We start from the raw sequence: 24,763 nt of genomic DNA on the forward strand, positions 1-24,763 counted from the left end.
AGCATGTTTTAAATTAACAAAGTCAGCCATGCTGCCAAACAAAAATAAAACGTCACCACAGTAAACCGTGCAGCAGGGGAAGGCTCATTGAGCTTATATTTAAGCTCATCTGGATATAATTTTTTTGAAATGGGCTTATGTCTTCCTGTCAGATTGCAACTCAAGGTCTCTTTAATGAAAAAGTTATTGCTACTCCTTCCATTATTCCTTACTGCCTGTAGCGCAAATCATCTGGATGCAAACGCGCAAAATGTCAGAGTCATGAATGGCGATCCAAAAGGTGACTGTACTTTCTTAGGCACGGTTACTGGCGATCAAGGTAATTTTCTTACCGGAGGATGGACATCGAATGCAAATCTGGAAACGGGCGCGTTGAACTCACTGCGTAACCAGACAGCAAAACTGGGCGGCAATACCGTTTCATTAATTACCAACCGCGCTGGCACCAGCGGCTACTATGACGGTTCAGGCGGCGGTTCCCAGGAGACGAATGTCGTGATTACCGGGGGAGCATGGCGCTGTAATTAATTTTAGCAAGGCGTTCCGATGGGATCAGGATAGAGTAGAAGAAAGGCAAAACATGCCAAGGCGGAAATATGTCCTACAAATGTTTTATCACGCTTCTCTCTATAAGCGCCCTAATATTAAGCCTGGTAATCATGCCAAAAGTGCTGAAATCAGTGCGAAGCAACCCTGAAATTGAACGACTGGTTAAAGCACCGAACGCTACCTTTCGTCTGTTTAGCGAATGTAAAAAGCATGTAGCGGATGCAGAACGGTGCTATAACGCCTATAGCGCAGCCGTTTACCTGGCTAATCTCAATGATTGCACCCCCTCTGGCATCGAGCTTAAGCGAAAATTTAAAGGGCTGGTGGAGCACGCGAAGGCCCGCGACATTGAGGATGAAATAAATAAACAGTGTCGGCCGATGTCTTTTCCCCAGCCAAACGCTTAATCACGAGCTCGCCTGTTAAGGAGCAACACGCTATTATTGCTGACGTTTCCTGATTATTCGGCTTTTCATGAAAGTCAGGCGAATGGATATGGCATCGCGTCTGATGCACATCCCCCGACAATAAATCAGCGCATTGTATTGATAAAGGTCAATACAGTACTCAGCAAGTCATGTAAATTATGCCGCGCGTTAGCAACGTAGCGCCAGACTCTATGGTATGATTACTTTTAATTTTATTATTACCAGGACGCCATTTATGCTCAACGACGGCTCAAAAAGTTTAACAGGAAAAAAGTTCTGCCTTTTCAGCCGTTACCGGTTGAGGACGGGAACAGGTATTGTCCTGATGGCCATTGTCGGCGTCATTTTTATCATGCAGCAGCGCCAGTTTGTTCAGGCCTTCGATACCGGGACCTGTGTGATAAACGCCAACGCGACGGATATAGATATTTTCCTTAAACATATTCTCCATGTTATGTATCGTTTGATTTTCAAAGTCTGTGAGTAAATCGTTTACATCAGAAGCGTCCATCACGCCCTGTTCGCAAAGTGATGCCCTGATTATTAAAGTAAATAACCTGCACTGCAGGTTTGCATTCCCGCCGCCTTTTGCAATCTGCCACCTTTTTGCTGCGCTTCCTGCAACCGGCGACTGAGCAGAAACGGATGCGGGAGTTAACCGAAGCCCCTCTCCCTGTTGCAGACAGCGTCAGTAAACAATTCCAGCCGGATTCACCTGCGACGTTTCTATCGCCTCATTCTGCTCACCCCAGCGCTTCAGCACCTGCTGATACTGCCCGCCTTTCATGGTGCCGTTCAACGCCGTCTGCAGTGCCGCCGCCAGACCGTTGCCTTTTTTGGTTGTCACCGCCACCCAGGATCGCACCGGCCCATAGCCGACAATCTTCATATCGCTGCGCGAAGCCACCTTCCAGGCGGCCATCGACTGCGGCCCAAACAGCGCGTCGGCACGCCCTGAGAGCAGCGTTAGCGTTGCCGCCGCCTCGTCAGTGAGATAAACCGGCGTCACCGGCTTTAATCCTTTCGCGCGGTTCTGCTCATCCCAGCCGAGCAGAATACGCTCCTGATTCGTGCCGGAGCCGACAATAATCCGCAGCCCTGCGATATCCTCCGCTTTGTTAATGGCGCTGATGGCGCTATTTGCCTTTACCAGAAACGCATGACCATCGGCGCGGTAGGTAGCGAAGTCAAACGTCTTCTTGCGCTCTTCCGTCACCGCGATATTAAACAGCGCGATGTCATAGCGTCCGGCCGTTACGCCGAGCGGCCAGTCCTCCCACGAGGCGGGCACCAGACGCAGCTTCAGCCCAAGACTATCCGCCAGCAGCCGGGCAAAATCGGCGTCGCTGCCGATGCGCGTTTTATTGTCGCTCGCCAGCAGCCCAAGCGGCGGCGAGTTGTTGCTGGTGGTCGCCACGGTCAGATAGCCCGGCTCGATAAAATGGAAGCCCTGCGGGATTTTGTTTATCGCCTCTGGGTTCATCGGCGCGTCAACTGGCGTCTCATTTTTCGTGACGTCGAGCGGTTCCGCCAGCGCAGGCTGGCCCGCGCCGAGCAGCAGCGCGGCGAGTAAAATACGTTTCATCATGTTTGCCCTATAACACGCGCGCCAGGAAGCGGCGCGTGCGCTCATGGCGCGGATTATTCAGTACCTGCGTCGCGCTGCCCTGTTCGACGATTTTGCCATCCACCATAAACACGACGTTATCCGCCACTTCGCGCGCAAAGCCAATTTCATGCGTCACAATCACCAGCGTCGTGCCCGATTGCGCCAGCTTTTTAATCACGTCGAGCACTTCGCCGACCAGTTCTGGATCGAGCGCCGATGTCGGTTCGTCAAACAGCATGACGCGCGGGTTAAGCATCAGCGCCCGCGCAATAGCGATACGCTGCTGCTGACCGCCGGACAAATGACGCGGCCAGGCGTCGGCTTTATGGCGCAGCCCGACAATATCCAGCAGCTCGCCCGCGCGCGTAACGGCGTCGCGCTTCGAGAGCTGGCGATGCGCGACAGGCGCCTCGATAAGGTTTTGCAGCACCGTCAGATGCGGAAACAGATTAAAGTTCTGGAACACGTAGCCGACGTTAATGCGCTGGCGCAAAATCGCCTTCTCCTTGAGCTCATAAAGTTTGTCGCCGCGCCGCTGGTAGCCGATATAGTCACCGTCGATTTGGATGAATCCCTCATCGACGCGCTCCAGATGATTAAGCGTACGCAGCAATGTCGATTTGCCGGAGCCGGACGGGCCGACAATCACCGTTACCGAACCGGGATCCAGCTCAAGCGAGACGTTGTCCAGCGCCTTATGACGGCCGTAGCTTTTGCTGACGCCGGTGATGCTGATGGCACCGGCGGTATGCGCCTTACGGTAATCAATGGCTTCGGACATGGCTAATCTCCTCATTTACGGCGACGGGGTTCAGGCGGCTGCGCCACTGGCGCCAGCGCGAAGGTTGCGCATCGCGGGTTACGCTGCGCGCCAGCCAGCGCTCGGCGCCGTGCTGGATCACCGACAGCACCGTAGTGATAATCAGATACCAGGCGGCGCCCACCATCAGCAGCGGAATAACCTCCTGATTGCGGTTGTAGATCATCTGGATGGTGTAAAACAGCTCCGGCATCGCCAGCACGTAAACCATCGCCGTGCCTTTAGCGAGGCTGATGATCTCGTTAAAGGCGGTGGGAATAATGGCGCGCAGCGCCTGCGGCAAAATAATGCGGAAGGTACGGCGCGTCGCGGAGAGGCCGAGCGCCGAGGCAGCCTCTGTCTGGCCATGATCGACGCCGAGAAAGCCGCCGCGAATGATCTCCGCGCTGTAAGCCGCCTGCACCAGCGTCAGGCCGATCACCGCCGCCGGAAACTGCCCCAGCACGTTAATGGTCTGGAAATGCCCCCAGGCCAGCGCGGTAAAAGGGATGCCGAATGACAGCGTGTCGTAGAGATAGGAAAAATTATAAAGAATAATCAGCACCACAATCAGCGGCAGCGAGCGGAACAGCCAGATGTAGCCCCAGGCCAGGCCGCTGAGCAGCCATGACGAAGAGAGGCGCGCCAGCGCCAGCACGCCGCCGAAAATCAGGCTGAACAGGGTGCCGAGCAGCGTCAGCAGCAGCGTCTGCCCCAACCCGTGCAGGATCACCGGGTCGAAGAACCAGCGGGCGAATACGCCCCACTCCCAGCGTGGGTTGAGCGCTACCGACTCGGTTACGCCAGCCAGAATAAACAGGGCGACAAGCGCCCCCAGGGTGCGGGCCGGATAACGCGCCGGCACCACTTTTAACTGTTGATGATCGCCGTTCATTTTCGCTCCTTAACTCGCCTGGGCGACGCCGTTGACGTCGATAACTTTGGTAAAACGCAGACGGCCGTCGTAGGGCGGTTGCCCGTAGCGCTCCAGATCGCCGCTGGGGTCAAACTGTGGCTGGTAGCCGTGCGCGCGATAGAGACGCACCGCTTCCGGCTGACGAAAGCCGGTGGTGAGGTAGAGACGCCGGTAGCCCGCGCGCCGCGCACGCCGCTCCAGCTCCTGCACCACTTGCAGCGCCAGCCCCTGACGGCGCAGATCGCCGCGCGTCCAGATACGCTTCAGTTCGGCGGTCTCTGCGTCAAAGGGCTTATAGGCGCCCATGGCGATAATCTCGCCGTTGCGCTCCAGCACGATAAACAGGCCATGCGGCGGCAGATACCATTCGGTCTTCTCCACTTCCTGGCTACTGCGGAAAAAGTCGCCGTAGCGCGAGGCGTAAAAGGCGAAAAGTCCGCTTAAAATCGGCTGCAGCTCAGGTGCTTCCGGCGACACCTCGCGAAAAGTTAGCTGGCTCATGCTTCACCTCTCAGTCGCCCAGCCCAGGCGGATTGATTTCTGAATGGTCGATCTTCTCCACGCCCTCGCCCCAGCGGTTCAGCACCTTGAGATAGTCGCCGTTCTGGATCACGCCGTTAAGCGCGGTGCTGATCGGCTCGGCCAGGCCGCTGCCTTTTTTCACCGTAACGGCGATATGCGCCACCTTCGGCCAGCCGCCGTCAAAACTGCCCACCAGACGCGTTTTGCCGGTCAGCGCCGCCTTCCATGCGCCGATAACGTTTGGTCCGAAATAAGCGTCAGCACGGCCCGACTGCAACGCCAGCGTCTGAGAGGCGTCGTCTTTGGTGTAGATCGGAGAGAAAGGCTGCAGCCCCTTCGCCTGATTGGCTTTATCCCATGCGAGCAGTACCGCCTCCTGATTGGTGCCGGAGCCGACGATAATGCGCAGTCCGGCAATATCTTCCGGCTTGCCGATCGCCTTGATTTTGCTGTCGGCCTTAACGTAGAAACCGAGCGTATCGCGGCGGTAAGTCGCGAAATCGAACTTCTCTTTGCGCGCTTTGGTTACGGTGACGTTGGAGATAGCCGCGTCATATTTGCCGGAGGCGACGCCGAGCGGCCAGTCTTCCCAGGAGGTGGGTACAACGTTGAGCTTCAGGCCAAGGCTGTCAGCCACCAGCCGGGCAATATCCACCTCGCTGCCCAGCAGGGTTTTGTTATCGTCCGAGAAGACCGTCAGCGGCGGCGAGTTCTGTGCCGCGACCGCCACGGTAAAGGCGCCCGGCACCACAAAGCGATGGCCCGCGGGCAACTGCGCCACTGCCTGGTCATTTTTTGCGGTATGAATGGGCGCTTTATTCGCTTCAAGGCTGACGCGCTGGCCGTTGTACGCGACGCTGGTCCCTGCGGCGTAAGCGGAGCCGGCGGCGGTCAGCAGCAGAGCGGCGATGAAAGTTTTATTATTCTGCATAGCGAAGGTGCTCTTATTGTTGTGAGAACTGATTGACCGGTTCCTTCAGGCCAAAGCTGGCGCGCAGGGTGGTGCCGGGATAGTCGCGTCGCGTCAGACCGCGCGCCTGTAGCACCGGCACCACGCGGTCGACGAAGCGTTCAAAGGTATCGGGAGTACCGCCCTGAATGATGTAGCCATCGGCGGCTAAGTGCTCGAACCAGTGCTGTAAGCCGTCTGCGACCTGCTCCGGCGTGCCGTGAAACAGCGGGCGCGGCGTCGCCGCTTCCAGCGCCGCCTGGCGCAGCGTATGGTGGTGTTCGCGCGCCTTGCGTTTGATCTCATCGGTCGTGCTGCGGAAACTGTTCTGGCCGATATCGCCGATATCCGGGAAAGGCGCATCCAGCGGGTACTGCGAAAAGTCATGGTGATCGAAGAAGCGGCCCAGATAGTTCAGCGCATCCTGAACAGAGACCAGCGCGGCGGTGGTCTGATACTGCTGCTCCACATCCTCGGCGTTGTCGCCGACGATAACGCTTACGCCCTGAAAGATATGCAGATCTTCCGGCTGACGGCCATTGTCCACCAGCTGCCGCTTCACGTCGCGGTAGAACGCCTGCGCCTCTTCCAGCGTCGCCTGATGGGTGAAAATGGCGTCGGCATGGCGCGCTGCCAGCTTTTTGCCATCTTCGGACGCACCCGCCTGGAAAACGATGGGACGCCCCTGCGGCGTGCGCTGAATATTCAGCGGCCCGGCCACCTGAAAGAAATCACCATGATGGTCGATGGCGTGCAGCTTGCTGGCGTCAAAGAATTTGCCGCTCGCTTTATCGCGTACGAAGGCACCCTCTTCCCACGAATCCCACAGCCCTTTCACCACGGTGAGATATTCGTCGGCGATGCGATAGCGCAGCGCATGTTCCGGATGCTGCCTGCGCGAAAAGTTTTTCGCCGAGCCTTCCAGCGGCGAAGTCACCACGTTCCAGCCCGCCCGGCCGCCGCTCAGGTGATCGAGGCTGGCGAACTGACGCGCGGTAATAAAAGGTTCGCTGTAGGAGGTCGATACCGTTCCCACCAGCCCCAGATGTTCAGTGACGCCCGCCAGCGCCGACAGCAGCGTCAGCGGCTCGAAGCGGTTCAGGAAATGGGGGATCGACTTTTCATGGATATAGAGGCCGTCGGCGACAAACAGAAAATCGAGTTTGCCCTCTTCCGCCTTGCGTGCGATGCGTTTCGCGTAGTCGAAGCTGATACTGGCATCAGCCTGCGCGGCGGGATGCCGCCAGGCGGACATATTGCCTGATGCGCCATGCAGGATGGTGCCCAGTCGAAGTTCTCTCTTCGTCATGATGTTCTCTCTGTTTTTGTGGCAGCGGTGCATCGCGTGCGGCGGATCGGGCCGCGCGAATGCCGTTCAGTTGAGGGGATCAGGTCAGGATGGCGTCGCGACATCGCGCGTTAAGCTGTTGCAGCGCGTGCTGCGCCAGCTGTGCGAAGTAGCGCGCGGCGGGCGCGATCAGCGCCTCGTCGGGGTTAAAAGAGGCGTGATGCAGGCCGAACGCGCTGGCGCTGCCGATGCTGACAAACGCGCCCGGTACCTGCTGCAGGTAGAACGCAAAGTCTTCACCGCCGAGATGCAGATCGGCGGTCTGCACGCGATAGCCTGCCTGTTCGGCGATCTCGCTGGCGACGCGCGCCCAGTGCGCATCGTTGACCAGCACCGGCGGCCCCGCATGCCAGCTCAGGGTCGCTTCCGCGCCCGCCGCCTCGGCGAAATGGGTCACCAGCGCACGCACGCGCGCTTCCAGCCCGGCGCGCACGTTGAGATCGTGGGTGCGCGCGGTGCCGCCGAACTCCGCGCTGCCGGGCAGCACGTTCCAGGTTTTTCCTGCATCGATACGCGTAATGCTCAGCACCAGGCTGTCGAGAGTATTGAAACTGCGGCTGGTCAGGCTTTGCAGCCCCTGGATAATCTGGCTGGCGGCGACGATAACGTCTGTGCCCTCTTCGGGATGCGCCGCGTGCGCTCCCCTGCCGCTGACGCGGATAATAAACTTATCGGCATTAGCGTAGAACGCGCCGCCGCGCGTGGCGAAAACGCCGGTCGGCAGGCCCGGCTCGTTATGCATGCCGAAGATCGCCTGTACGCCCTCCAGCACGCCGGCATGGATAAATTGCCGCGCGCCGGCGGCGATCTCTTCTGCGGGCTGGAACAGGATGCGCACGCGGCCCTTGAGCTGCGCTTCATGCTGCTTCAGCAGCAGCGCCGCGCCCAGCATCACCGCGCTATGCACGTCATGGCCGCAGGCGTGCATCACGCCGGGATGACGCGAGTGAAAAAGCATACCGCTCGTTTCATGCACCGGCAGCGCGTCAATATCGGCGCGCAGCGCGATCAGGGCGTCGCCCTGGCCGATCTCCGCGACCAGCCCGGTTTTCAACGCGTAATCAGGCAGCCTGATATCCGCCGCCTGCAGCCACGCGCGCAGGCGCGCGGTGGTCGCCTCTTCTTTGCCGGAAAGCTCCGGCCAGGTATGCAGCTCGCGACGCCACGCAATCAGCTGTGAATCAAAAGTAGTGCTCATCGCTGTTTCCCTCCGCCAGGGTCAGGCCGCGACCAGATGGGTGGCCGCCAGCAGCTCCAGCGAACGTATGCGCGCTTTCGGCTCGCCGATCGGCGTATCAATAATGAACTCTTCGACGGCATAGCGCTGATGCAGCGCGTCCAGCTGGGCACGCACCTGCGCGGCGGTGCCTTTGAGCAGCGAAGGCGTACGCGGCTCGATAACATAATCAGTAAAGCCGCCCTGGCGCACGTAGCGTTCCGCCTGCTCCAGGCTGCCGACGTTGACTCCCTGCCCGCCGTTGACCTTAACGTGATAGTGACGCAGGCCGTTTACCAGTAAATCCGCTTCAGCAGGAGAGTCAGCCACCACCGCCTGGACCGCGACGAGGGCGCGCTGACCGCTGAGGCGATAGTAGGTGGCGAGGGTATTCTCCATAAGCTGGCTGTCGCCGTTGAGGTGCGCGGCGAATACCAGCTGCCAGCCCTGCTGCGCGGCCAGCGTCGCGCTCTCTTCGCTGGCGCCCAACAGAAAGCGGCTGGCCGGGCGCGACGGCAGCGGCGTGGCGTGCAGACGCTCTTCGTCAACCGACTTTTGCGGCGGCGCATCGAGCCACTGGCTCAGCTGTCGCAGCTGATCGGCAAAACTTCCTTTCGCCTCTGCGTTCACGCCTGCCTGCAGCGCGCGGGTCGATAGCGGCAGCCCGCCCGGCGCTTTGCCGACGCCAAGGTCAATGCGGCCCGGCGCCAGCGACGCCAGCAGGTTGAAGTTTTCCGCTACCTTATAGGGGCTGTAGTGTTGCAGCATTACGCCGCCGGAGCCGACGCGAATGTGCTGCGTCTGCGCGATAATCCAGGCGATCAGCACTTCCGGCGACGGGCTCGCCAGCTGCGCGATATTGTGGTGTTCAGCCAGCCAGAAACGGTGATAGCCCCAGCGTTCCGCCAGCTGCGCCAGCTGCAATGTGCGCTGCAACGCGCTGCTGGCCGACTCATCCGCCAGCACCGGCGATTTATCCAGCAGACTCAGACGATATGACATTCACCTTTCCTCACTCATATTCAGTTGCAGCTCAGTGTGAGGCGAGGTTAATAGTTCGTAAAACATGTTATTGTTTCATACATATTTAATTTATTCATATCGGGCAGATCGGATGCTGGGTTCCACTACAACACCTTTATAAAACATGCCATTATGTGCGGATTCTTTGTATATGTTTATTTACTTTCCCTGGTGGGACAGGGCTAACAAACTAAACGGGAATGTTTTGCCGAAACAGGCATATAGACTGACGGTGAGTGATGGTGACAAAACAGAAGAAGTAACACTAACCAGTAATTACCGAAAGAGACGCTTGGGTGAGCAGAGGAAGCAAAAATTTGGCTTTCTGGAGTTAATTGAACCCCGCTTTAAAACCACAGCATATAAACATAACAATCAAAAGCGGCGGACTTGATAAGTAACATCCCCTCCTAAATGGGAAGCAATACTTTCAGGAGATATATTTACTAAATAAGTAAATTAATTAATATAAAATAGTTGTTCGTCCTACACTCTCTCAGACAAGTCTTTCATGCCCTGGCTGGCGGTTAATACTTTTTACTGGCTAAAGGAACAAGTAAATGGCTCTACAAGGGACTTTTATATTAAACGATGCCGATTACGCGCCTTTTAATCTCTACGGCGTTGGCGTATTCATGGCGCACTCAGGCAATGGAATATATCGTAATCATGCGGGGTGCAAGGCCATAGCATTTAATGGGCCAATTCCACCTGGTAAATACTGGATAGTAGAACGTGGAGAGGGCGGGTTTATTTCCAGAAAAATTTCCGGTGTTAAAGATTTGTTTAACAAAACATTTCACGGTGCTGAATTTAGCCATTCGGAATGGTTTGCTCTATATAAAGATGATTTCGGAATAGATGACGGCACATGGGTAGATGGTGTTCACCGAGGCCTGTTTCGCCTTCATCCCGGCACCGTGTCAAAGGGATGTATAACTATCGCTCACAACTCTGACTACGCGATAATCAGGAATGCATTATTAAGAACCACGCCCATGCAAGTTCCTTGTATGCGCTCCCTGATGGCTCGCGGCTGGGTTGAGGTAATTGCTAATGCATCGAATACCTGTTCTTAAAATCATTAAAAGACTAATCAGGTGGCTTTCTAAAACCATCCTTTTTCTCTTTTTTTTCTATATATCTGCCATGTCCATCGATGCTTCAAAGTTCATAAGTTATGAAACTTCGTCAAAATTCTCCCACTGGCTTTATGGATATTCAAGCCAGGAGAACTTCGATGATCTCTTTTTCTTCACTGATATAGTAATGTCAACGTTATCAGCTGTTTTCCTGTATGTTATTTCAGCAAAGATTATTTATAAAATAAGGAGTAGATGAATGCCAATTCCTCCCTGTATTTGGAAAAAGACGACGACAACGGCATTAAAGTCTCTGTAGAAGTGCAGGTTCTCCAAGGTGTTAATGCCATTTGTACTCGCTAAAGGAACAATTAAATGGCTCTACCGGGAACTTTTATTTTAAAGGACGCCGATTTATCACGGGATTTTTAGATTGCATCCTGGCACTTTATCAGAAGGATGCATAACCATTGCCTATGATACTGATTATGCACTTATCAGGAATGCACTGCTTAATACAACGTTGGTACAGGTTCCTTGTATGCGTTCACTAATGGCTCGTGGCTGGATTGAGGTAATATCCAATGGCACGAATACTTGCCCGTAAGTTCGCTAAAGTAACATTATTAATAACAATTTTCATTACCACAGGAAGAACGCTCTCGAATCCAGATAGTTTCATAAGTCATGATTTTGCATGCAAACTGGCTCTTGTTATAAGCGGAGATATAAACGCTGAATCACTCGGTGATGCTTATTTTTATACCGATGTAGTTATAGTAACCTTAATCACTGCACTAATTTACTTAACTATAATGAAAACCTTTCGTAAAATAAGGAAACATTAATATGCCAATCCCTCCCTATATGTGGTTAAAAGATGACGGCGGTGCCGATATTAAAGGCTCTGTAGACGTTCAGGATCGCGAAGGCAGTATAGAAATTCTCGGATTAAGTCATGGTATTAATCTGCCCGTAGACAGCGCAACGGGTAAAATCACTGGCACGCGTCAACATTCAGCAATGATGATCGAAAAAGAGGTTGATAGCTCAACCCCTTATCTTTACAAGGCCGCGGCTACTGGCCAGACGCTTAAAAGTGCAGAAATTTGTTTCTATCACATCGACGATGCCGGACAGGAAGTCTGCTATTACAGCGTGCTGATGGAAAACGTCAAAATCACCGGCGTCAATTGTGGCGTGCCTAATGTTAAATTAGCAGGGAATGAAAAAATGAATCACGTTGAGAGCGTAAGCTTACAGTATGAAAAAATCAGCTGGAAAATTGTTGATGGTAATATCCAGTATACAGATTCATGGAATGAGCGTCGCACATCCTGAATTACACATCGCTAAAATTTAATTTTTATCATCTATGGCTTCCTCTTTAAGAGCAGGCGTTAAAATTTTCGCGCCCCATAAGGAGCATACCCGGCAGGTTTCCTGCCGTTTTTACGCAAAATGAATGTCATTAGCGGACATTACACTTAAGAAACTCTATAGCATTTTCGTAAACCAGTTCTGGCCTCTGGACGGTAATCACCCCCTTACTTTTAAAAAGAAAATTAAAAAAATGGCATAGTGCCATTTCCCTCGCACCAGGAAGACTGTCTTATTTATCCCCAAAAAACATAACCAAAAAATATATCCGCTGCCTTCTGTGATAAACGCTGTTCGCCTGTGCGAACCGCCATTTGTTATTTTCAGATAAGCTTTGCTCAATTCGTTGGTTCATTTGCCTTGCGCCGCGTCCGATGATGAATTCCGCCTCTGAGGCAGCTGATAACAAAGGAATTCACATGACGCGATTTTATTTTTCGCCGCTGCCGCGCGCACTGGCATTTGCTCTGCTTGCAGGGAGTTTCACGGTTCACGCGGCGGAGACGCCGGTAAAAGGCGGCACGCTGATCTACCTTGAGCAGCAGGCGCACACCACGCTTTATCCACCCGCCGGCGGCTTCTATCCTAACGGCGGCATACTTAACCAGATCACCGATAAGCTCACCTGGCAAAATCCTGAGACGCTACAGGTCGAGCCCTGGATTGCGGAGAGCTGGAGCAGCAATGCGGATAACACCGAATACACCTTTAAAATTCGCCCTGGCGTGACCTTTTCTGACGGCACGCCGCTGGATGCCAGTGCAGTCGCGAAAAACTTCGACACCTACGGGCTGGGAAATAAAGCGCAACGCCTGCCGGTATCCGAGGTGATTAATAACTATGATCACAGCGAAGTTACCGATCCGCTGACGGTGAAGTTTTATTTTAAAAAGCCGTCGCCCGGTTTTTTACAGGGCACCGCGACCATTGGCTCCGGCCTTGTCTCGCTCAGTACGCTGGCGCGTAATTTCGACCAGCTTGGCGACGCGCGTCATATTATCGGCTCCGGCCCCTTTGTGGTCAGCGACGAAAAGCTGGGCCGCGAGGTCGATCTGACCGCGCGTAAAGATTATCAGTGGGGACCGAAAAATGTGCAGCAGCAGGGTCCGGCCAACCTTGACGGCATAAAAGTCATCGTCACGCCGGAAGACAGCGTGCGCATCGGCGCGCTGCTGGCGGGCCAGGCCGACGTGATCCGCCAGGTGCAGGCTTATGATGAGAAGCAGGCGAAGGATCAGCAGTTTCCTCTCTACGCGGCACCGACGCGCGGCGTGAACGACAGCATCAGCTTCCGCCCCGACAATCCGCTGGTAAGCGATCTGCGCGTGCGTCAGGCGCTGCTGCACGCCACAAATGCGAAACAGGTTGTCGATACCCTCTTCTCCCCCGCCTATCCGCAGGCAAAATCGGTCATTGCCGCCAGCGCGGCGGGCTTCGTCGACCTCAGCGATAAATTAACATTCGACCCGGAACAGGCGAAAAAGCTACTGGACGACGCGGGCTGGAAAAGGGGTGCCGACGGCATTCGCGTAAAAGAGGGCAAACCGCTGGCGCTGATGGTTTATGAATCGCTGCCACAGCCGCAAAACAAAGAGGTATTGCAGCTAATCGCCCAGCAGTGGCGTCAGGTTGGCGTTGCGCTGACGGTTAAAGCGGGCGACGCCGGCAGCAAAACCCTCGACAGCCTCGATCCGCTGAAGACGCCGCTTACCGTCTCGGAAGTGGGCCGCGCCGATCCGGATGTAGTGAAAAGTCAATTCTATCCCGCCAACCGCGACGCGCTGCTGCAAAAAGGCGGCTCCAGCGACAAAGTCAGGAGCTTTCGCGACGACAGGCTGAATAACCTGCTGCTGGCTATCTCCGCCGAGGTCGATCCGGCGAAACGCCTGCAGCTGACTGGCGACGTGCAGCGCTATCTGCTGGATAACGCCTACGTCATCCCGATCTTCGAGGAGCCGCAGGTCTTCGCTGGCGCGCCCTGGCTAAAAGGCTTGCGCTTCGAAGCGGTCGGCCGCCCGGCGTTCTACGGCGTCTGGCTGGAAAAACATTAAGGCGGGGTGAACGATGAGACACTATCTGCTGCATCGGTTGAGTACCGGCCTGCTGGTGTTATGGGCGGCCTTTACTCTCTCTTTTGTCCTGCTGCAGGTGTTGCCCGGCGACGCGGTGCTGATCAAATTTCAGAACCCCGACCTTGGGCTAAGCCCACAGCAGATAGCGGAGATGCGCCTCGCCTACGGCGCGGACAGTCCGCTATGGCGGCAATATCTGCATACGTTGTTCGCCATGCTGCACGGCGATTTCGGCTTTTCGGTACAGGCAGGCGTGGCAGTCAGCGCGCAGCTCGCCGACAGCCTGCCGGGCACGCTGCGCCTGGCGCTGTGCGGTTTTCTGCTGGCGACGCTGCTGGCCTTCGGGCTGGCGGCGCTCTCCCGTCTGCCCGCGCTGCGCGGAGTGCGGTCGCTGTTACAGTCGGTGCCCGCGCTTTTTATCTCGATACCGACTTTCTGGCTCGGCATTGCGCTGATTCAGATCTTCTCTTTCCAGCTGCGCTGGATCCCGGTAATCAATCCTTCGCCGTGGCAGGGCTTGCTGTTACCGATCGTGACGGTGGCGGTGCCGATCTCCGCGCCGCTGGCGCAGATCCTGCTGCGCAGCATCGACGAGGTCTCTACCCAGCCCTTTGTGGCAGTGGCACGCGCCAAAGGCGCAAGCGAAAGCCGCGTGCTCTGGCGTCACGTACTGCGTAACGCCATGCTGCCGGTGCTGACCATCGCCGGGTTGCTGCTGGGCGAACTGATCGCCGGCGCGTTAATCACCGAAACCGTGTTCGGGCTCGGCGGTCTCGGCCAGCTGACGCAGCAGGCGGTCAATAACCAGGATGTCGCGGTTCTTCAGGCCGTCGTGATGATCTCCGCGCTCGGCTTTGTGGCGATCAACCTGCTGGTCGATCTGCTGATGCCGCTGTTCGACCCGCGTTTGCAACCTGTTTCCGGAGGTGCCCTGTGAGCCTGGTTGATTACGCCTCTGCGCGGCGCGCCACGCCGGCCGCTGGACGTCGGGCGCTGCGCATTCAGCCGGGCCTGTGGCTGGCATGGCTGGTTTTATTGCTGGCGGCAGGCGCGGCGATCGCGCCGACGCTCTTTACCCACTACAGCGCCACTGAAGGCATCTCCGGCGCGCAGCGCCTTGCGCCGCAGGCGGGACACTGGCTCGGCACCGACCAGCTGGGACGCGATCTCTGGGCGCGCATGGTTTACGGCGCCTCGGCGTCGCTCTCCGCCGCGACCATCGCGGTGGCAATGGGGCTGACGGCGGGCAGTGCGCTCGGCGTGCTGGCGGGCGCGACCGGGGGTAGAACCGAGGCGCTGATCATGCGCGCCGTCGATGTCCTGCTCTCAATTCCTTCGCTGCTGCTGTCGCTCAGCGTATTGATCCTGCTCGGCTTCGGCACGCTGCACGCCGCGCTGGCGGTGGGCGCGGCGTCGATCGCCAGCTTTGCCCGGCTGACGCGCGGCGAAGTCGTGCGTATCCGCCACAGCGACTATGTCGAAGCGGCCTTCGGCAGCGGCGGCACCTTTTTCGCCGTGCTGCGCCGCCATATTGTGCCCAATGCGCTGACGCCCGCGATTGCCTTCGCCGCGCTGCAGTTCGGCCAGGCGATCCTGGCGCTCTCGACGCTCAGTTTTCTCGGCTATGGCACGCCGCCACCCGCGCCTGAATGGGGACTGCTGATCGCCGAAGGGCGGAATTATCTCTCTACCGCGTGGTGGCTGACCACGTTCCCCGGCCTGCTGGTGATCGCCGTGGTGCTCGCCGCCAGTCGCATCAGCGTTCAGATTTCAGGAGGACGCCGATGAGCACATCTCTACCGCTGCTGGCGGTTAAACATCTCAGCCTGAGCTATCGCAGCGGGCATCAATGGCGTCAGGTGGTACACGACGTCAGCTTCGAACTTCAGGCCGGTGAAATGGTGGCGCTGGTAGGCGAATCAGGCTCCGGTAAAACCACCACCGCGCAGGCGATTATCGGACTGATGGCGGAAAATGCCCGCCGCGACGGCGGAGAGATCCGCCTGAACGGCGAAGATATCGCCGACTGGTCGCAAAAACGCCTCGACCGACTGCGCGGCGTGCGCATCAGCCTGGTGCCGCAGGATCCCGGCAACGCCCTTAATCCGGTAAAAACCGTTGGCGCGCAGGTCGAGGAGATCCTGCGCCTGCATACTGCGCTCAACGGTGAAGAGCGCCAGCGTCGCGTGGTGGAGTTGCTGACCCGCGTCGGCCTCAGCCATCCCGAACAGCGGGCGCTTCAGTATCCGCACCAGCTATCGGGCGGCATGAAACAGCGCGTGCTGATCGCTATCGCGCTGGCGCTCAGCCCCGATCTTATTATTGCCGACGAACCCACCAGCGCCCTCGACGTCACGGTGCAGAAGCGCATCCTCGATCTGCTCGACGCGCTGCGCCGCGACTCCGGCACCGCCGTGTTGTTCGTCACCCACGATCTGGCGTTAGCCGCCGAGCGCGCAGATCGCATTATGGTGTTCCGCCATGGCGAAATTCAGGAGTCGGCGCCTGCTGCGCAGCTGGTTGGCGCGCCGCAGCACGCCTATACCCGCCAGCTGCTGCGGGATGCCGCGCCGCATCGCATTACGCGCCGCGTCCCGGACCGCCTGGCGACGCCAGCTATCAGCGTCAGCGCTATCGGTAAAGCCTTCACCCTGGGCAAAAACCAGCGGCTGCAGGCGCTGCATAACGTCAGTTTCCAGGTCGCGCGCGCCTCGACCCATGCGCTGGTAGGCGAATCGGGTTCTGGTAAAACCACGCTGGCGCGCATTCTTCTCGGCTTTGAGCAGGCGGACAGCGGCAGCGTCACGCTGGACGGCACGTTGGTCAACGGGCTGCGCGGCGAAGCGCTGCGCCAGCTGCGGCGTAAAATTCAGTTTGTCTATCAGAACCCCTTCGCCTCGCTCGATCCGCGTCAGACGCTGCGGGAGATTATTGAGGAGCCGCTGCGCAATTTCGAACGGCTCAGCGCCGCTGAACGTCGGCAGCGCGCCGAGGCGGTGGCGGAGCGTGTGGCGCTGCCTGCCGGGCTCCTGTCGCGCGGGGCGCGCGAGCTTTCCGGCGGCCAGCGCCAGCGCGTCGCCCTTGCCCGCGCGCTCATCCTCAACCCCGATATTCTGGTGCTCGACGAGGCGACCTCAGCGCTCGACGTCACTGTTCAGGCGCAAATTCTGCTGCTGCTGCAACAGCTACAGAACGAGCTGGGCCTCACCTATCTGTTTATCACCCATGATCTGGCGACGGTGCGCCATATGGCTGACAGCATCACGGTACTGCGCGCAGGCGAAGTGGTTGAGAGCGGTGACGTTGTCACGCTCTTTGCCGCTCCCCGGCACGCCTATACCCGCGAACTGATCGCCGCTATTCCCCGCTTTACTCAGCGAATGAGGGCTTCCGCATGACGCGACGCATTGGCTTTTTTACCCGGCTGCTGGAGAAGGTGTCTGCGCAGCAGCGCTACCGGCTGGCAACCGAACAGATCCAGCACGCCGAACGGCTCGGCTTCAACAGCGCCTGGATCGCGCAGCACCATTTTCACGAAGCGGAGGGTGGCCTGCCCGCTCCGCTGGTTTTTCTGGCGCACGCGGCGGCGCATACCCGCACCATCCGTCTCGGTACGGCGATCATCACCCTGCCGATGGAGAATGCGCTGCGCGTGGCGGAGGATGCGGCGGTGCTGGATCTGCTGGCGGAGGGACGCCTGGAAATCGGCCTGGGCTCCGGCGGCACGCCCGCCTCCTTTCTGCCCTTCGGCCTGACCTTTGAACAGCGCGCCGCCGCGTTCGCCGATAACCTGCACCAGCTGCTCAGCGCCTGGCGCGGCGATTCGCTGGGTCATCCCGATAATCATCTTTACCCTGCCGCGCCGCAGCTGGCGCAGCGCGTCTGGATCGCCACCTTTTCCGCTGAGGGAGCGGCGCGCGCCGGGGCTGCCGGGCACGGCCTGATGCTGTCGCGCACTCAGCCGCGTCCGGCAGAGGATCCGGCACGCACGCTGGATGCGATACAGAACCCGCTTATCGACGCCTACCTTGCCGCGCTGCCTGCGGGCGTCGCGCCGCGTATTCTCGCCTCGCGCACCGCTTTTGTCGCCGATTCGGACGCCTGGGCGCGTCGCGTCGCCGAGCCGGGCATTCGTCATCAGGCGCAGCAGTATCGCGCCGCCGGGCATGCGCTGCGTGGCGAGTCGCTGGACGATATTTTCGCGCAGTTCGACGCCCATATCGGCGATCCCGCCCGGGTGCGCGCCGCGCTGGCGCAGGACAGCGTGCTGCCGCGCGTTACCGATATCTCTTTTCAGGTGCACTCCGTCGAGCCGTCGCACGCCGATACCTTGCGCTCCATTGAACTTATCGCCGAACAGATCGCGCCCTGGCTGCGCACGCTGACTTCTCAGGAGAAATCATGACTCAATCCCACGATCTGCTGGCCGAACTGGCCGATATCGATCCCGCCAGCGAACTGGCGCAGGCGCGCGCCACGCGCGATGCCGCCACCCGGCATACGCAGGGCAGCTATGAGGTGCTGTTCAGCCAGCAGGAGGCCGATTTCCCGCTGGCTGAACGCGTCGCGCTGGCGGCGCAGGTGGCGGAGTGGCATGGCGCTGAACGGCTGCGCGCGCACTATGCCGCGCATCAGGCGTTCCAGCCGCTCGGCGACGCCGCGCGCCAGACACAGGCGCTGGCCTTTGCCAGACGCCTTACCTTTGAGCCGGTCGCCGCCGCGCCTGAGCATATCCAGGCGCTGCGCGACGCTGGCTGGAGCGCGCGCGGCGTAGTCACGCTGGCGCAGCTGGTGGCCTTTATCAGCTTCCAGAGTCGGTTGCTTGCCGGTTTGCGCCTGCTACAGGGCGAAGAGGCAAGTCCCCCGCCGCGCGCCGCCGTCGCAGGCCGCTGGCATACCGCCGAACGCACCGCCAGCGGGCAAACCGCACCCACCGCCTTTACCCAGGCGGAACTCGGCTGGGAACCCTGGCTGGCGGCGAAGCCGCTGGCGGAGTTTGACACCGAAGAGCAGGCGATTCTGGCGCGTTTCGGCCACAGCGACTCCGACTATTTCCGCCTGCTGGCGCGCAACCAGCCGGTGCTGGAGCAGCGCACCCTGACTGACAAGGGCATCTTCTATACCGCCGGCGGTTTATCGCGCGCCGAACGCGAACTGGCCGCTACGGTAGCCAGCAAGATCAACGGCTGCATTTACTGCGCCTCGGTACATGCACGCAAGGCGGTGCAGCTTTCTAAAGATAAAGATGCAGTGCAGAAACTGCTGAATGTCGCGCCCGGCGCGGCGCTGTCGCATGGTCAGTCGCCGCGCTGGGCCGCCGATATCGATTTCGCCGCCTCGCTCTCCGTTACGCCGCCCGTCGCCAGCCAGGCGCAGCTTCAGGCGCTGCGCCAGCAGGGGCTGGATACGCTGGCGCAGCTCGATCTGGTGCAGTCGACCGCTTTCTTCGCCTGGGCGAACCGCCTGATGCTGACGCTCGGCGAGCCCTTTCTGCCTTCTGACGCACAAGGATAAGTATGTTGTCACCTGACCAACTGATCGCCTGGCGGCGCGAGCTGCATCAGCACCCTGAACTGTCGAATCATGAATTTCAGACCACCGAACGCATCACGCGCTGGCTGCGACAGGGCGATATTCGTCTGCTGCCGCTGGCGCTGAAAACCGGCGTGGTAGCGGAGACAGGCCAGGGCGAACCGCTGATTGCGCTGCGCGCCGATATCGACGCTCTGCCTATCGACGAGGCTGTCGACCGGCCGTGGAGGTCGCAGCAGCCTGGCGTTATGCACGCCTGCGGCCACGATCTGCACACCTCGATAATGCTCGGCGTGGCGCACCGCCTGCGGCAGCAGGAGCAACAGCTGCCAGGGCGAGTGCGCATTCTGTTCCAGCCGGCGGAAGAGACCTTTAACGGCGCGCAGCAGCTGATTGACGCCGGTGCGCTGGAGGGCGTACAGGCGATTTTCGGCATGCATAACGCGCCGGATCTGCCGCTCGGCACGCTGCGCACGCGCGGCGGCGCCTTTTACGCCAACGTTGACCGCTTCACCATCCATATTCATGGCCGGGGCGCACACGCCGCGCGACCGCATGAGGGTATCGACGCCATTGTGATCGGCAGTCATATCGTGACCGCGCTGCAGACCCTGCCGAGCCGCGTCTTCAGTTCGCTGGAGTCGGTGGTGCTCAGCGTGACGCGCTTTACCGCGGGCAATACCTGGAATGTGCTGCCACAAAGCGTGGAGCTGGAAGGCACGGTGCGTACCCACAACGATGCGATTCGCAACGCCATCCCGCACAAGATGCGTCAGCTCATCGGCAGCATCGCCGCCGGCTTCGGCGCGCAGGCGGAGCTGGAGTGGATCGCTGGCCCGCCTGCGCTGGTAAACACGCCCGCCTGGGCCGATTTTATGCTGGCGCAGGCGCAGGCGCAGGCGAGCGGCTTTCGTACCGAACGCGGCACGCCGCAGATGGGCGGCGAAGATTTCGCCTTCTACCTGCACCATGTGCCGGGCGCGTTTGTCAGCATCGGCAGCGCCAGCGAATGCGGGCTGCATCATCCCGGGTTCGATCCCAATGAAGGCATTATCGAACCGGCGGTGAGCTACTTTACTCAGCTTGTGCCGCGCGCGCTGGATATCCTGGCCAGCGCATGACGAAAAAGAGGAAAAAAGAGATGGCGATCCCCGTTCCTGTACCGGTGCTGGATCACGCAGTCATTAATGTGGCCGATCGGCTGGATGAGGCGAGCGCGCTTTATCGTCGGCTCGGCTTTCAGCTCAGCGAGCGCGGCCACCATACGCTCGGCTCCAGCAACCATCTGGCGATTTTCGGCGAAAACTATCTGGAGCTGCTGGGCTACGAGCCGGGACGCGGTGAACGACGCGCTGACCTGTGGCAGTCGCCGCTCGGCCTGACCGGGCTGGTCTGGAAAACGCAGGATGCAGAGAGCGCATTTCTGCATCTGCAGCGTCAGGATCTGGATGGTGATGCGCCCGCCTCGTTTCACCGCCCGGTGACGCTGCCGGACGGCGAAGCGAGCGAGGCGCACTTTCGTACCGTACGGCTGCGCCCGACGCTGATCCCCAACGGCCGCAGCTTCTTCTGCCAGCACGACACGCCGCATGCAGTGTGGCAGGCCGCCTGGCAGACGCACCCTAACGGCGTGCAGGCCATCAGCGAGTTTGTCATTGTGGCGCAGGACCCGGCGCACGCCGCCCAGGTGTACAGCCATTTATTCGGCGCGGATCGCATTCTGGCCTGTCAGGATGGCGCGTTCGTGCTGAAGGCCGGGGAAGCGAAGGTGCGTTTCGCCTCTGCCGCCTATGCGCAGACGCGCTTCGGCTCGCTGCCGGAGGATTATGACGGCTCGCCGCGTATGTCTGCGCTCAGCTTCCGCAGTGACAGTCTGGAGAAGGTCAAAGCGAGCCTGCTGCTGGGCGATATCCCCTTCCGCGAAGCGCAGGATGCCATTGTAGTACCGGCGGAACAGGGCTTTAACCTGGCGCTGCGCTTTCATCAGTAAGCGCGCGGCGGCCTGGCGGTTGACTTGCGCCGTAATAACCTGAGAATGAGGAACCTCAGATAAAGGAACAGCTAAAAAGGAGTTTATCATCAAGGGTTCCCTCGGTTTTTTCTCTACGGCGCGCAAAAAATCCCTGCTTGCCGCCGCGCTGCTGCTGGTCGGCTGCGCCTCCGAGCCGCCAAAGTCGCTGGTGACGCCCTTTCCCACCGTGACGCCGTCGCAAAAAACGCAGCCTGCCCCCGCGCAGCAGCCAATGCGCGGCGTCTGGCTGGCGACCGTCTCCCGTCTCGACTGGCCGCCGGTTAATTCGGTCAATGTCAGCAGCGCGGCGCTGCGCATCCGCCTGCAGCAGCAGGCGTTGACAAATAAACTCGACAGGCTGAAAAGTCTCGGCATCAACACCGTCTTCTTTCAGGTGAAGCCGGACGGCACCGCGCTCTGGCGCTCAGATATCTTGCCCTGGTCCGATATGCTGACCGGCGCTATCGGTGAGGATCCCGGCTACGATCCGCTGGCGTTTATGCTGGATGAAGCGCACAAGCGCGGCATGAAAGTACACGCCTGGTTTAACCCCTACCGTGTCGCCGTCAATACCCGACCCTCGACGATCGCCGGGCTGAACCGCACGCTGACGCGCCATCCCGCCAGCGTGTATGTGCTGCACCGCGACTGGATCCGCACCGCTGGCGACCGTTTGGTGCTCGATCCCGGCATTCCGGACGCGCGCGACTGGATTACCAGTATCGTGGCGGAGGTCGTGGCGCGCTATCCCGTTGATGGCGTGCAGTTCGACGACTATTTCTATGCAGAAACCTCCGCCTCGCCGCTTAACGACAGCCAGACCTACCGCGCTTACGGCCAGGGATTCGCCTCGAAGGCGGACTGGCGGCGCCACAATACGCAGCTGCTGATCGAACAGGTTTCGCGCACCATCAAACAGCTTAAGCCGCAGGTGCAATTTGGCGTCAGCCCGGCAGGCGTCTGGCGCAATCTGTCGCACGATGCGGCTGGCTCCGACACGCGCGGCGCGGCGGCCTATGATGAAGCCTTCGCCGATACCCGGCGCTGGGTGCAGCAAGGGCTGCTCGACTATATCGCTCCCCAGCTTTACTGGCCTTTTGCGCGGCAGGCGGCGCGCTACGACGTGCTGGCGCACTGGTGGGCGGATGTGGTGAAGCCGACCCATACGCGTCTCTATATTGGCGTGGCGCTCTATAAAGTGGGCGAACCGTCGCGCACCGAGCCGGACTGGACGGTCGGGAACGGCGTGCCAGAGTTAAAAAAACAGCTCGACCTGAACGAGTCCACGCCAGGCATCGATGGCACGATCCTGTTCCGGGAAAACTACCTCGAACAGCCGCAGACGCAACCGGCGGTGCACTATTTGCAAAGCCGCTGGGGCCGCTGAGTTATCCGCGGGTGCGGATAAGCTTTACTTTATCCTCTGGTGGGTATAACTTCTCGTTTATCCGCGGGAGGGGATATATTCCCTCCCCGCCTTACCACAGGAGCAGCGATGATCTACAGCCCACAACAGCTGGCCCATCTGATCAGGCTTGAACGGCAGAAGCGCGGCTGGACGCAGAGCGACCTGGCGCGCCGGGTCGGCATCAAACAGGCCACCGTGTCGAACTTTGAAAATAATCCTGACAAGACTACGCTGACCACGCTGTTTAAGATCCTGCAGTCGCTGGAGCAGGAGCTGGTAATTCAGAATAAATCGACGCAGAGCGGCAAGGAGCTGGAGTGGTAATGGATCAGCTCAACGCCTGGATGAACGGCGAACGCGTCGGCACGCTGACGCGCCAGAAAAATGGCGCGCATATCTTTCAGTATGAGCCAGGCTGGCTGAGCAATCCGCTGGCGAGGCCGCTGTCGCTCTCGCTGCCGCTGCAGTACCCCGCTATCGCCTCCGCCAGCGTCATCAACTTCTTCGATAACCTGCTGCCTGATAATCCTCGCGTCAGAGAGCGCATTCTTAACCGTTATCGGGCGAAGTCGATGCAGCCGTTCGATCTGCTGCGGGAAGTAGGCCGCGACAGCGTCGGCGCGGTAATGCTGCTGCCCGTTGAGGCCGCCGCGCCCGATCTCTCTGTACGTTATGAACCGCTCGACGCCGCGCGGCTGGAAAAAATACTTTCGGCGTACCAGAGCGATATTCCGCTGGGGATGATCCCGGAAGAGCGCGACTTCCGCATTTCCGTCGCGGGCGCGCAGGAGAAAACCGCGCTGCTGAAAACCCCTCAGGGCTGGGCCGTCCCTCAGGGGCCGACGCCCACGTCGCATATCATTAAGCTGCCGATCGGCGAAATTAAGCAGCCTTTCGCGACGCTCGATATGCGCGACAGCGTGGAAAACGAATATGTCTGCCTGGCGCTGGCGCGCGAGCTGGGTTTTCGCGTGCCTGACGCCGCCATTATCACGGCCGGCAAGCTGCGCGCGCTGGCGGTAGAGCGATTCGACCGACGCTGGAGCGCTGACGGCGTCCGGCTGCTGCGCCTGCCGCAGGAGGATATTTGCCAGAGCCTCGGCCTCGCCTCCGCGACAAAATATGAATCTGACGGCGGGCCGGGCATTGCGGCGATCATGTCGCTGCTGATGGGCTCCAGCAATGCGCTGGAGGATCGCGACGATTTTATGAAGTTTCAGGTGTTCCAGTGGCTGATCGGCGCGACCGACGGGCATGCGAAGAACTTTTCGCTCTATATCGAGCGTGGTGGAAGCTACCGGTTGACGCCGTTCTACGACATTCTTTCCGCTTATCCGGTACTGGGCGGCACCGGCCTCAATATTCGCGAACTGAAGCTGGCGATGGGACTCACCGCGTCGAAGGGCAAGAAAGTGGAAATCGATAAAATCTTTCCGCGCCATTTCCTCGCCACGGCGGCAAGCGTCCGCTTCTCCACCGAACGGATGACGCAGATCCTCGCTTTCTTCGCGGAGGCGTTTCCGGCCGCCGTGGCGCGCGTCAGGGAGCAACTGCCCGCCGATATCCCGCCCGCAATTGCCGAGGCTATTTTCAGTAACGCGCTGAAAATGGCGGAGCGGCTTAGCCGGTAAAGGACGGAATAGCGTTTTTGCGTCCCTTGTGCGGTAATAAATAAGCAGCCGAAAAAAGACGCTTTTTACTACCGGCAAATATAAATAAATCCCGAATTTAAAGCAGAGTATTATGCGCGCGAACAATACATGCTTATCGACCGGGGTTTCCGACGAAAAGCGGCAGAATAGATGCGCCTGCAACAGTACACTACTGATTAACCAGGGAAACAGGTGATGCGAATATGCGCGCTGATGCACCAGCTAGCATAGCGACCTTTATCAACAAACAGCACAGCGGGTCATTAC

At 58.9% G+C, this 24,763-nt stretch carries 24 protein-coding genes and 1 pseudogene; 17 read left to right on the forward strand and 8 right to left on the reverse strand.

Features of this window, described 5'->3' with window-relative positions:
* Positions 1-174: 174 nt before the first annotated feature.
* The 3 genes from EKL29_RS11295 (at position 175) to EKL29_RS11305 (ending at position 1,464) form a co-directional block, all read left to right on the forward strand.
* A complete protein-coding gene (locus EKL29_RS11295; protein ID WP_126689720.1) occupies positions 175-528 on the forward strand; it encodes a DUF4156 domain-containing protein in 354 nt (117 codons plus the stop codon).
* A 68-nt stretch (positions 529-596) separates the two neighbouring features.
* The gene (locus EKL29_RS11300; protein WP_126689721.1) at positions 597-956 is read left to right on the forward strand and encodes a hypothetical protein; all 360 of its coding nucleotides are present in this window, start codon (positions 597-599) and stop codon (positions 954-956) included.
* Between the two features lie 256 nt (positions 957-1,212).
* Positions 1,213-1,464, forward strand: a complete 252-nt coding sequence (locus tag EKL29_RS11305) for a hypothetical protein (protein ID WP_126689722.1) — start codon at positions 1,213-1,215, stop codon at positions 1,462-1,464.
* A 201-nt stretch (positions 1,465-1,665) separates the two neighbouring features.
* Here EKL29_RS11305 and EKL29_RS11310 read toward each other — a convergent pair whose 3' ends face one another.
* The 8 genes from EKL29_RS11310 to EKL29_RS11345 all read right to left on the reverse strand — a co-directional run bounded on the left by EKL29_RS11310 (position 1,666) and on the right by EKL29_RS11345 (position 9,338).
* Positions 1,666-2,562 (reverse strand): ABC transporter substrate-binding protein, encoded by an 897-nt coding sequence (locus EKL29_RS11310; protein ID WP_126689776.1) that lies wholly within the window; start codon positions 2,560-2,562, stop codon positions 1,666-1,668.
* A 10-nt stretch (positions 2,563-2,572) separates the two neighbouring features.
* Complete coding sequence (locus EKL29_RS11315) at positions 2,573-3,367, reverse strand: amino acid ABC transporter ATP-binding protein (protein WP_126689723.1); 795 nt, start codon at positions 3,365-3,367, stop codon at positions 2,573-2,575.
* Complete coding sequence (locus EKL29_RS11320; protein WP_126689724.1) at positions 3,351-4,280, reverse strand: amino acid ABC transporter permease; 930 nt, start codon at positions 4,278-4,280, stop codon at positions 3,351-3,353. The genes EKL29_RS11315 and EKL29_RS11320 overlap by 17 nt, the downstream gene beginning before the upstream one ends.
* 9 nt (positions 4,281-4,289) lie before the next feature.
* Positions 4,290-4,802, reverse strand: coding sequence for a GNAT family N-acetyltransferase (locus tag EKL29_RS11325; protein WP_120456448.1), 513 nt, complete (start codon positions 4,800-4,802; stop codon positions 4,290-4,292).
* 10 nt (positions 4,803-4,812) lie between these two features.
* Positions 4,813-5,754: an ABC transporter substrate-binding protein gene (locus EKL29_RS11330; RefSeq protein WP_126689725.1), complete on the reverse strand. Its 942-nt coding sequence runs from the start codon at positions 5,752-5,754 to the stop codon at positions 4,813-4,815.
* Positions 5,755-5,767: 13 nt separating this feature from the next.
* On the reverse strand, positions 5,768-7,081 hold the full coding sequence (locus tag EKL29_RS11335) for an LLM class flavin-dependent oxidoreductase (RefSeq protein ID WP_126689726.1): 1,314 nt from the start codon (positions 7,079-7,081) through the stop codon (positions 5,768-5,770).
* 79 nt (positions 7,082-7,160) lie between these two features.
* The gene (locus tag EKL29_RS11340; RefSeq protein WP_126689727.1) at positions 7,161-8,318 is read right to left on the reverse strand and encodes an amidohydrolase; all 1,158 of its coding nucleotides are present in this window, start codon (positions 8,316-8,318) and stop codon (positions 7,161-7,163) included.
* 21 nt (positions 8,319-8,339) lie between these two features.
* Positions 8,340-9,338 carry an MsnO8 family LLM class oxidoreductase gene (locus EKL29_RS11345; protein WP_126689728.1) on the reverse strand — a complete coding sequence of 333 codons (999 nt, stop codon included), beginning with the start codon at positions 9,336-9,338 and terminating at the stop codon, positions 8,340-8,342.
* Between the two features lie 581 nt (positions 9,339-9,919).
* On the opposite strand from EKL29_RS11345, the gene EKL29_RS11350 reads away from it, so the two are divergent.
* The 14 genes and pseudogenes from EKL29_RS11350 to EKL29_RS11420 all read left to right on the forward strand — a co-directional run bounded on the left by EKL29_RS11350 (position 9,920) and on the right by EKL29_RS11420 (position 24,475).
* Positions 9,920-10,438 (forward strand): DUF2778 domain-containing protein, encoded by a 519-nt coding sequence (locus tag EKL29_RS11350; RefSeq protein WP_126689729.1) that lies wholly within the window; start codon positions 9,920-9,922, stop codon positions 10,436-10,438.
* 415 nt (positions 10,439-10,853) lie between these two features.
* Positions 10,854-11,048, forward strand: a pseudogene (locus tag EKL29_RS11355) (DUF2778 domain-containing protein); the annotation flags it as partial.
* A 242-nt stretch (positions 11,049-11,290) separates the two neighbouring features.
* Positions 11,291-11,782: a type VI secretion system tube protein TssD gene (locus EKL29_RS11365; protein WP_120456461.1), complete on the forward strand. Its 492-nt coding sequence runs from the start codon at positions 11,291-11,293 to the stop codon at positions 11,780-11,782.
* 458 nt (positions 11,783-12,240) lie between these two features.
* The gene (locus EKL29_RS11370; RefSeq protein ID WP_126689730.1) at positions 12,241-13,872 is read left to right on the forward strand and encodes a TIGR04028 family ABC transporter substrate-binding protein; all 1,632 of its coding nucleotides are present in this window, start codon (positions 12,241-12,243) and stop codon (positions 13,870-13,872) included.
* Between the two features lie 13 nt (positions 13,873-13,885).
* Positions 13,886-14,830, forward strand: coding sequence for an ABC transporter permease (locus EKL29_RS11375; protein ID WP_126689731.1), 945 nt, complete (start codon positions 13,886-13,888; stop codon positions 14,828-14,830).
* Complete coding sequence (locus EKL29_RS11380; RefSeq protein ID WP_126689732.1) at positions 14,827-15,681, forward strand: ABC transporter permease; 855 nt, start codon at positions 14,827-14,829, stop codon at positions 15,679-15,681. Before EKL29_RS11375 ends, EKL29_RS11380 begins: the two co-directional genes overlap by 4 nt.
* Positions 15,678-17,291 carry an ABC transporter ATP-binding protein gene (locus EKL29_RS11385; RefSeq protein WP_126689733.1) on the forward strand — a complete coding sequence of 538 codons (1,614 nt, stop codon included), beginning with the start codon at positions 15,678-15,680 and terminating at the stop codon, positions 17,289-17,291. The genes EKL29_RS11380 and EKL29_RS11385 overlap by 4 nt, the downstream gene beginning before the upstream one ends.
* Positions 17,288-18,298: a putative FMN-dependent luciferase-like monooxygenase gene (locus EKL29_RS11390; protein WP_126689734.1), complete on the forward strand. Its 1,011-nt coding sequence runs from the start codon at positions 17,288-17,290 to the stop codon at positions 18,296-18,298. Before EKL29_RS11385 ends, EKL29_RS11390 begins: the two co-directional genes overlap by 4 nt.
* A complete protein-coding gene (locus tag EKL29_RS11395) occupies positions 18,295-19,407 on the forward strand; it encodes an alkylhydroperoxidase domain protein (RefSeq protein ID WP_126689735.1) in 1,113 nt (370 codons plus the stop codon). Before EKL29_RS11390 ends, EKL29_RS11395 begins: the two co-directional genes overlap by 4 nt.
* A 2-nt stretch (positions 19,408-19,409) precedes the next feature.
* On the forward strand, positions 19,410-20,546 hold the full coding sequence (locus EKL29_RS11400; RefSeq protein WP_376749714.1) for an amidohydrolase: 1,137 nt from the start codon (positions 19,410-19,412) through the stop codon (positions 20,544-20,546).
* 20 nt (positions 20,547-20,566) lie between these two features.
* The gene (locus tag EKL29_RS11405) at positions 20,567-21,415 is read left to right on the forward strand and encodes a VOC family protein (RefSeq protein ID WP_120456476.1); all 849 of its coding nucleotides are present in this window, start codon (positions 20,567-20,569) and stop codon (positions 21,413-21,415) included.
* Between the two features lie 85 nt (positions 21,416-21,500).
* Positions 21,501-22,823 carry a glycoside hydrolase family 10 protein gene (locus tag EKL29_RS11410; protein ID WP_311779014.1) on the forward strand — a complete coding sequence of 441 codons (1,323 nt, stop codon included), beginning with the start codon at positions 21,501-21,503 and terminating at the stop codon, positions 22,821-22,823.
* Between the two features lie 108 nt (positions 22,824-22,931).
* Positions 22,932-23,168: a type II toxin-antitoxin system antitoxin HipB gene (hipB, locus tag EKL29_RS11415; protein WP_126689738.1), complete on the forward strand. Its 237-nt coding sequence runs from the start codon at positions 22,932-22,934 to the stop codon at positions 23,166-23,168.
* Positions 23,168-24,475 (forward strand): type II toxin-antitoxin system HipA family toxin, encoded by a 1,308-nt coding sequence (locus EKL29_RS11420; protein WP_126689739.1) that lies wholly within the window; start codon positions 23,168-23,170, stop codon positions 24,473-24,475. Before hipB ends, EKL29_RS11420 begins: the two co-directional genes overlap by 1 nt.
* Positions 24,476-24,763: the final 288 nt, after the last annotated feature.

The sequence above is a fragment of the Pantoea sp. YU22 genome (assembly GCF_003970755.1).
GTDB classification, from domain to species: domain Bacteria; phylum Pseudomonadota; class Gammaproteobacteria; order Enterobacterales; family Enterobacteriaceae; genus Pantoea; species Pantoea piersonii.

Coding starts and splice junctions, on each gene's coding strand:
- EKL29_RS11295 (WP_126689720.1), top strand. CDS start 175: ATGAAAAAGTTATTGCTACTCCTTCCATTATTCCTTACTGCCTGTAGC.
- EKL29_RS11300 (WP_126689721.1), top strand. CDS start 597: ATGTCCTACAAATGTTTTATCACGCTTCTCTCTATAAGCGCCCTAATA.
- EKL29_RS11305 (WP_126689722.1), top strand. CDS start 1,213: ATGCTCAACGACGGCTCAAAAAGTTTAACAGGAAAAAAGTTCTGCCTT.
- EKL29_RS11310 (WP_126689776.1), bottom strand. CDS start 2,562: ATGAAACGTATTTTACTCGCCGCGCTGCTGCTCGGCGCGGGCCAGCCT.
- EKL29_RS11315 (WP_126689723.1), bottom strand. CDS start 3,367: ATGTCCGAAGCCATTGATTACCGTAAGGCGCATACCGCCGGTGCCATC.
- EKL29_RS11320 (WP_126689724.1), bottom strand. CDS start 4,280: ATGAACGGCGATCATCAACAGTTAAAAGTGGTGCCGGCGCGTTATCCG.
- EKL29_RS11325 (WP_120456448.1), bottom strand. CDS start 4,802: ATGAGCCAGCTAACTTTTCGCGAGGTGTCGCCGGAAGCACCTGAGCTG.
- EKL29_RS11330 (WP_126689725.1), bottom strand. CDS start 5,754: ATGCAGAATAATAAAACTTTCATCGCCGCTCTGCTGCTGACCGCCGCC.
- EKL29_RS11335 (WP_126689726.1), bottom strand. CDS start 7,081: ATGACGAAGAGAGAACTTCGACTGGGCACCATCCTGCATGGCGCATCA.
- EKL29_RS11340 (WP_126689727.1), bottom strand. CDS start 8,318: ATGAGCACTACTTTTGATTCACAGCTGATTGCGTGGCGTCGCGAGCTG.
- EKL29_RS11345 (WP_126689728.1), bottom strand. CDS start 9,338: ATGTCATATCGTCTGAGTCTGCTGGATAAATCGCCGGTGCTGGCGGAT.
- EKL29_RS11350 (WP_126689729.1), top strand. CDS start 9,920: ATGGCTCTACAAGGGACTTTTATATTAAACGATGCCGATTACGCGCCT.
- EKL29_RS11365 (WP_120456461.1), top strand. CDS start 11,291: ATGCCAATCCCTCCCTATATGTGGTTAAAAGATGACGGCGGTGCCGAT.
- EKL29_RS11370 (WP_126689730.1), top strand. CDS start 12,241: ATGACGCGATTTTATTTTTCGCCGCTGCCGCGCGCACTGGCATTTGCT.
- EKL29_RS11375 (WP_126689731.1), top strand. CDS start 13,886: ATGAGACACTATCTGCTGCATCGGTTGAGTACCGGCCTGCTGGTGTTA.
- EKL29_RS11385 (WP_126689733.1), top strand. CDS start 15,678: ATGAGCACATCTCTACCGCTGCTGGCGGTTAAACATCTCAGCCTGAGC.
- EKL29_RS11390 (WP_126689734.1), top strand. CDS start 17,288: ATGACGCGACGCATTGGCTTTTTTACCCGGCTGCTGGAGAAGGTGTCT.
- EKL29_RS11395 (WP_126689735.1), top strand. CDS start 18,295: ATGACTCAATCCCACGATCTGCTGGCCGAACTGGCCGATATCGATCCC.
- EKL29_RS11400 (WP_376749714.1), top strand. CDS start 19,410: ATGTTGTCACCTGACCAACTGATCGCCTGGCGGCGCGAGCTGCATCAG.
- EKL29_RS11405 (WP_120456476.1), top strand. CDS start 20,567: ATGGCGATCCCCGTTCCTGTACCGGTGCTGGATCACGCAGTCATTAAT.
- hipB (WP_126689738.1), top strand. CDS start 22,932: ATGATCTACAGCCCACAACAGCTGGCCCATCTGATCAGGCTTGAACGG.
- EKL29_RS11420 (WP_126689739.1), top strand. CDS start 23,168: ATGGATCAGCTCAACGCCTGGATGAACGGCGAACGCGTCGGCACGCTG.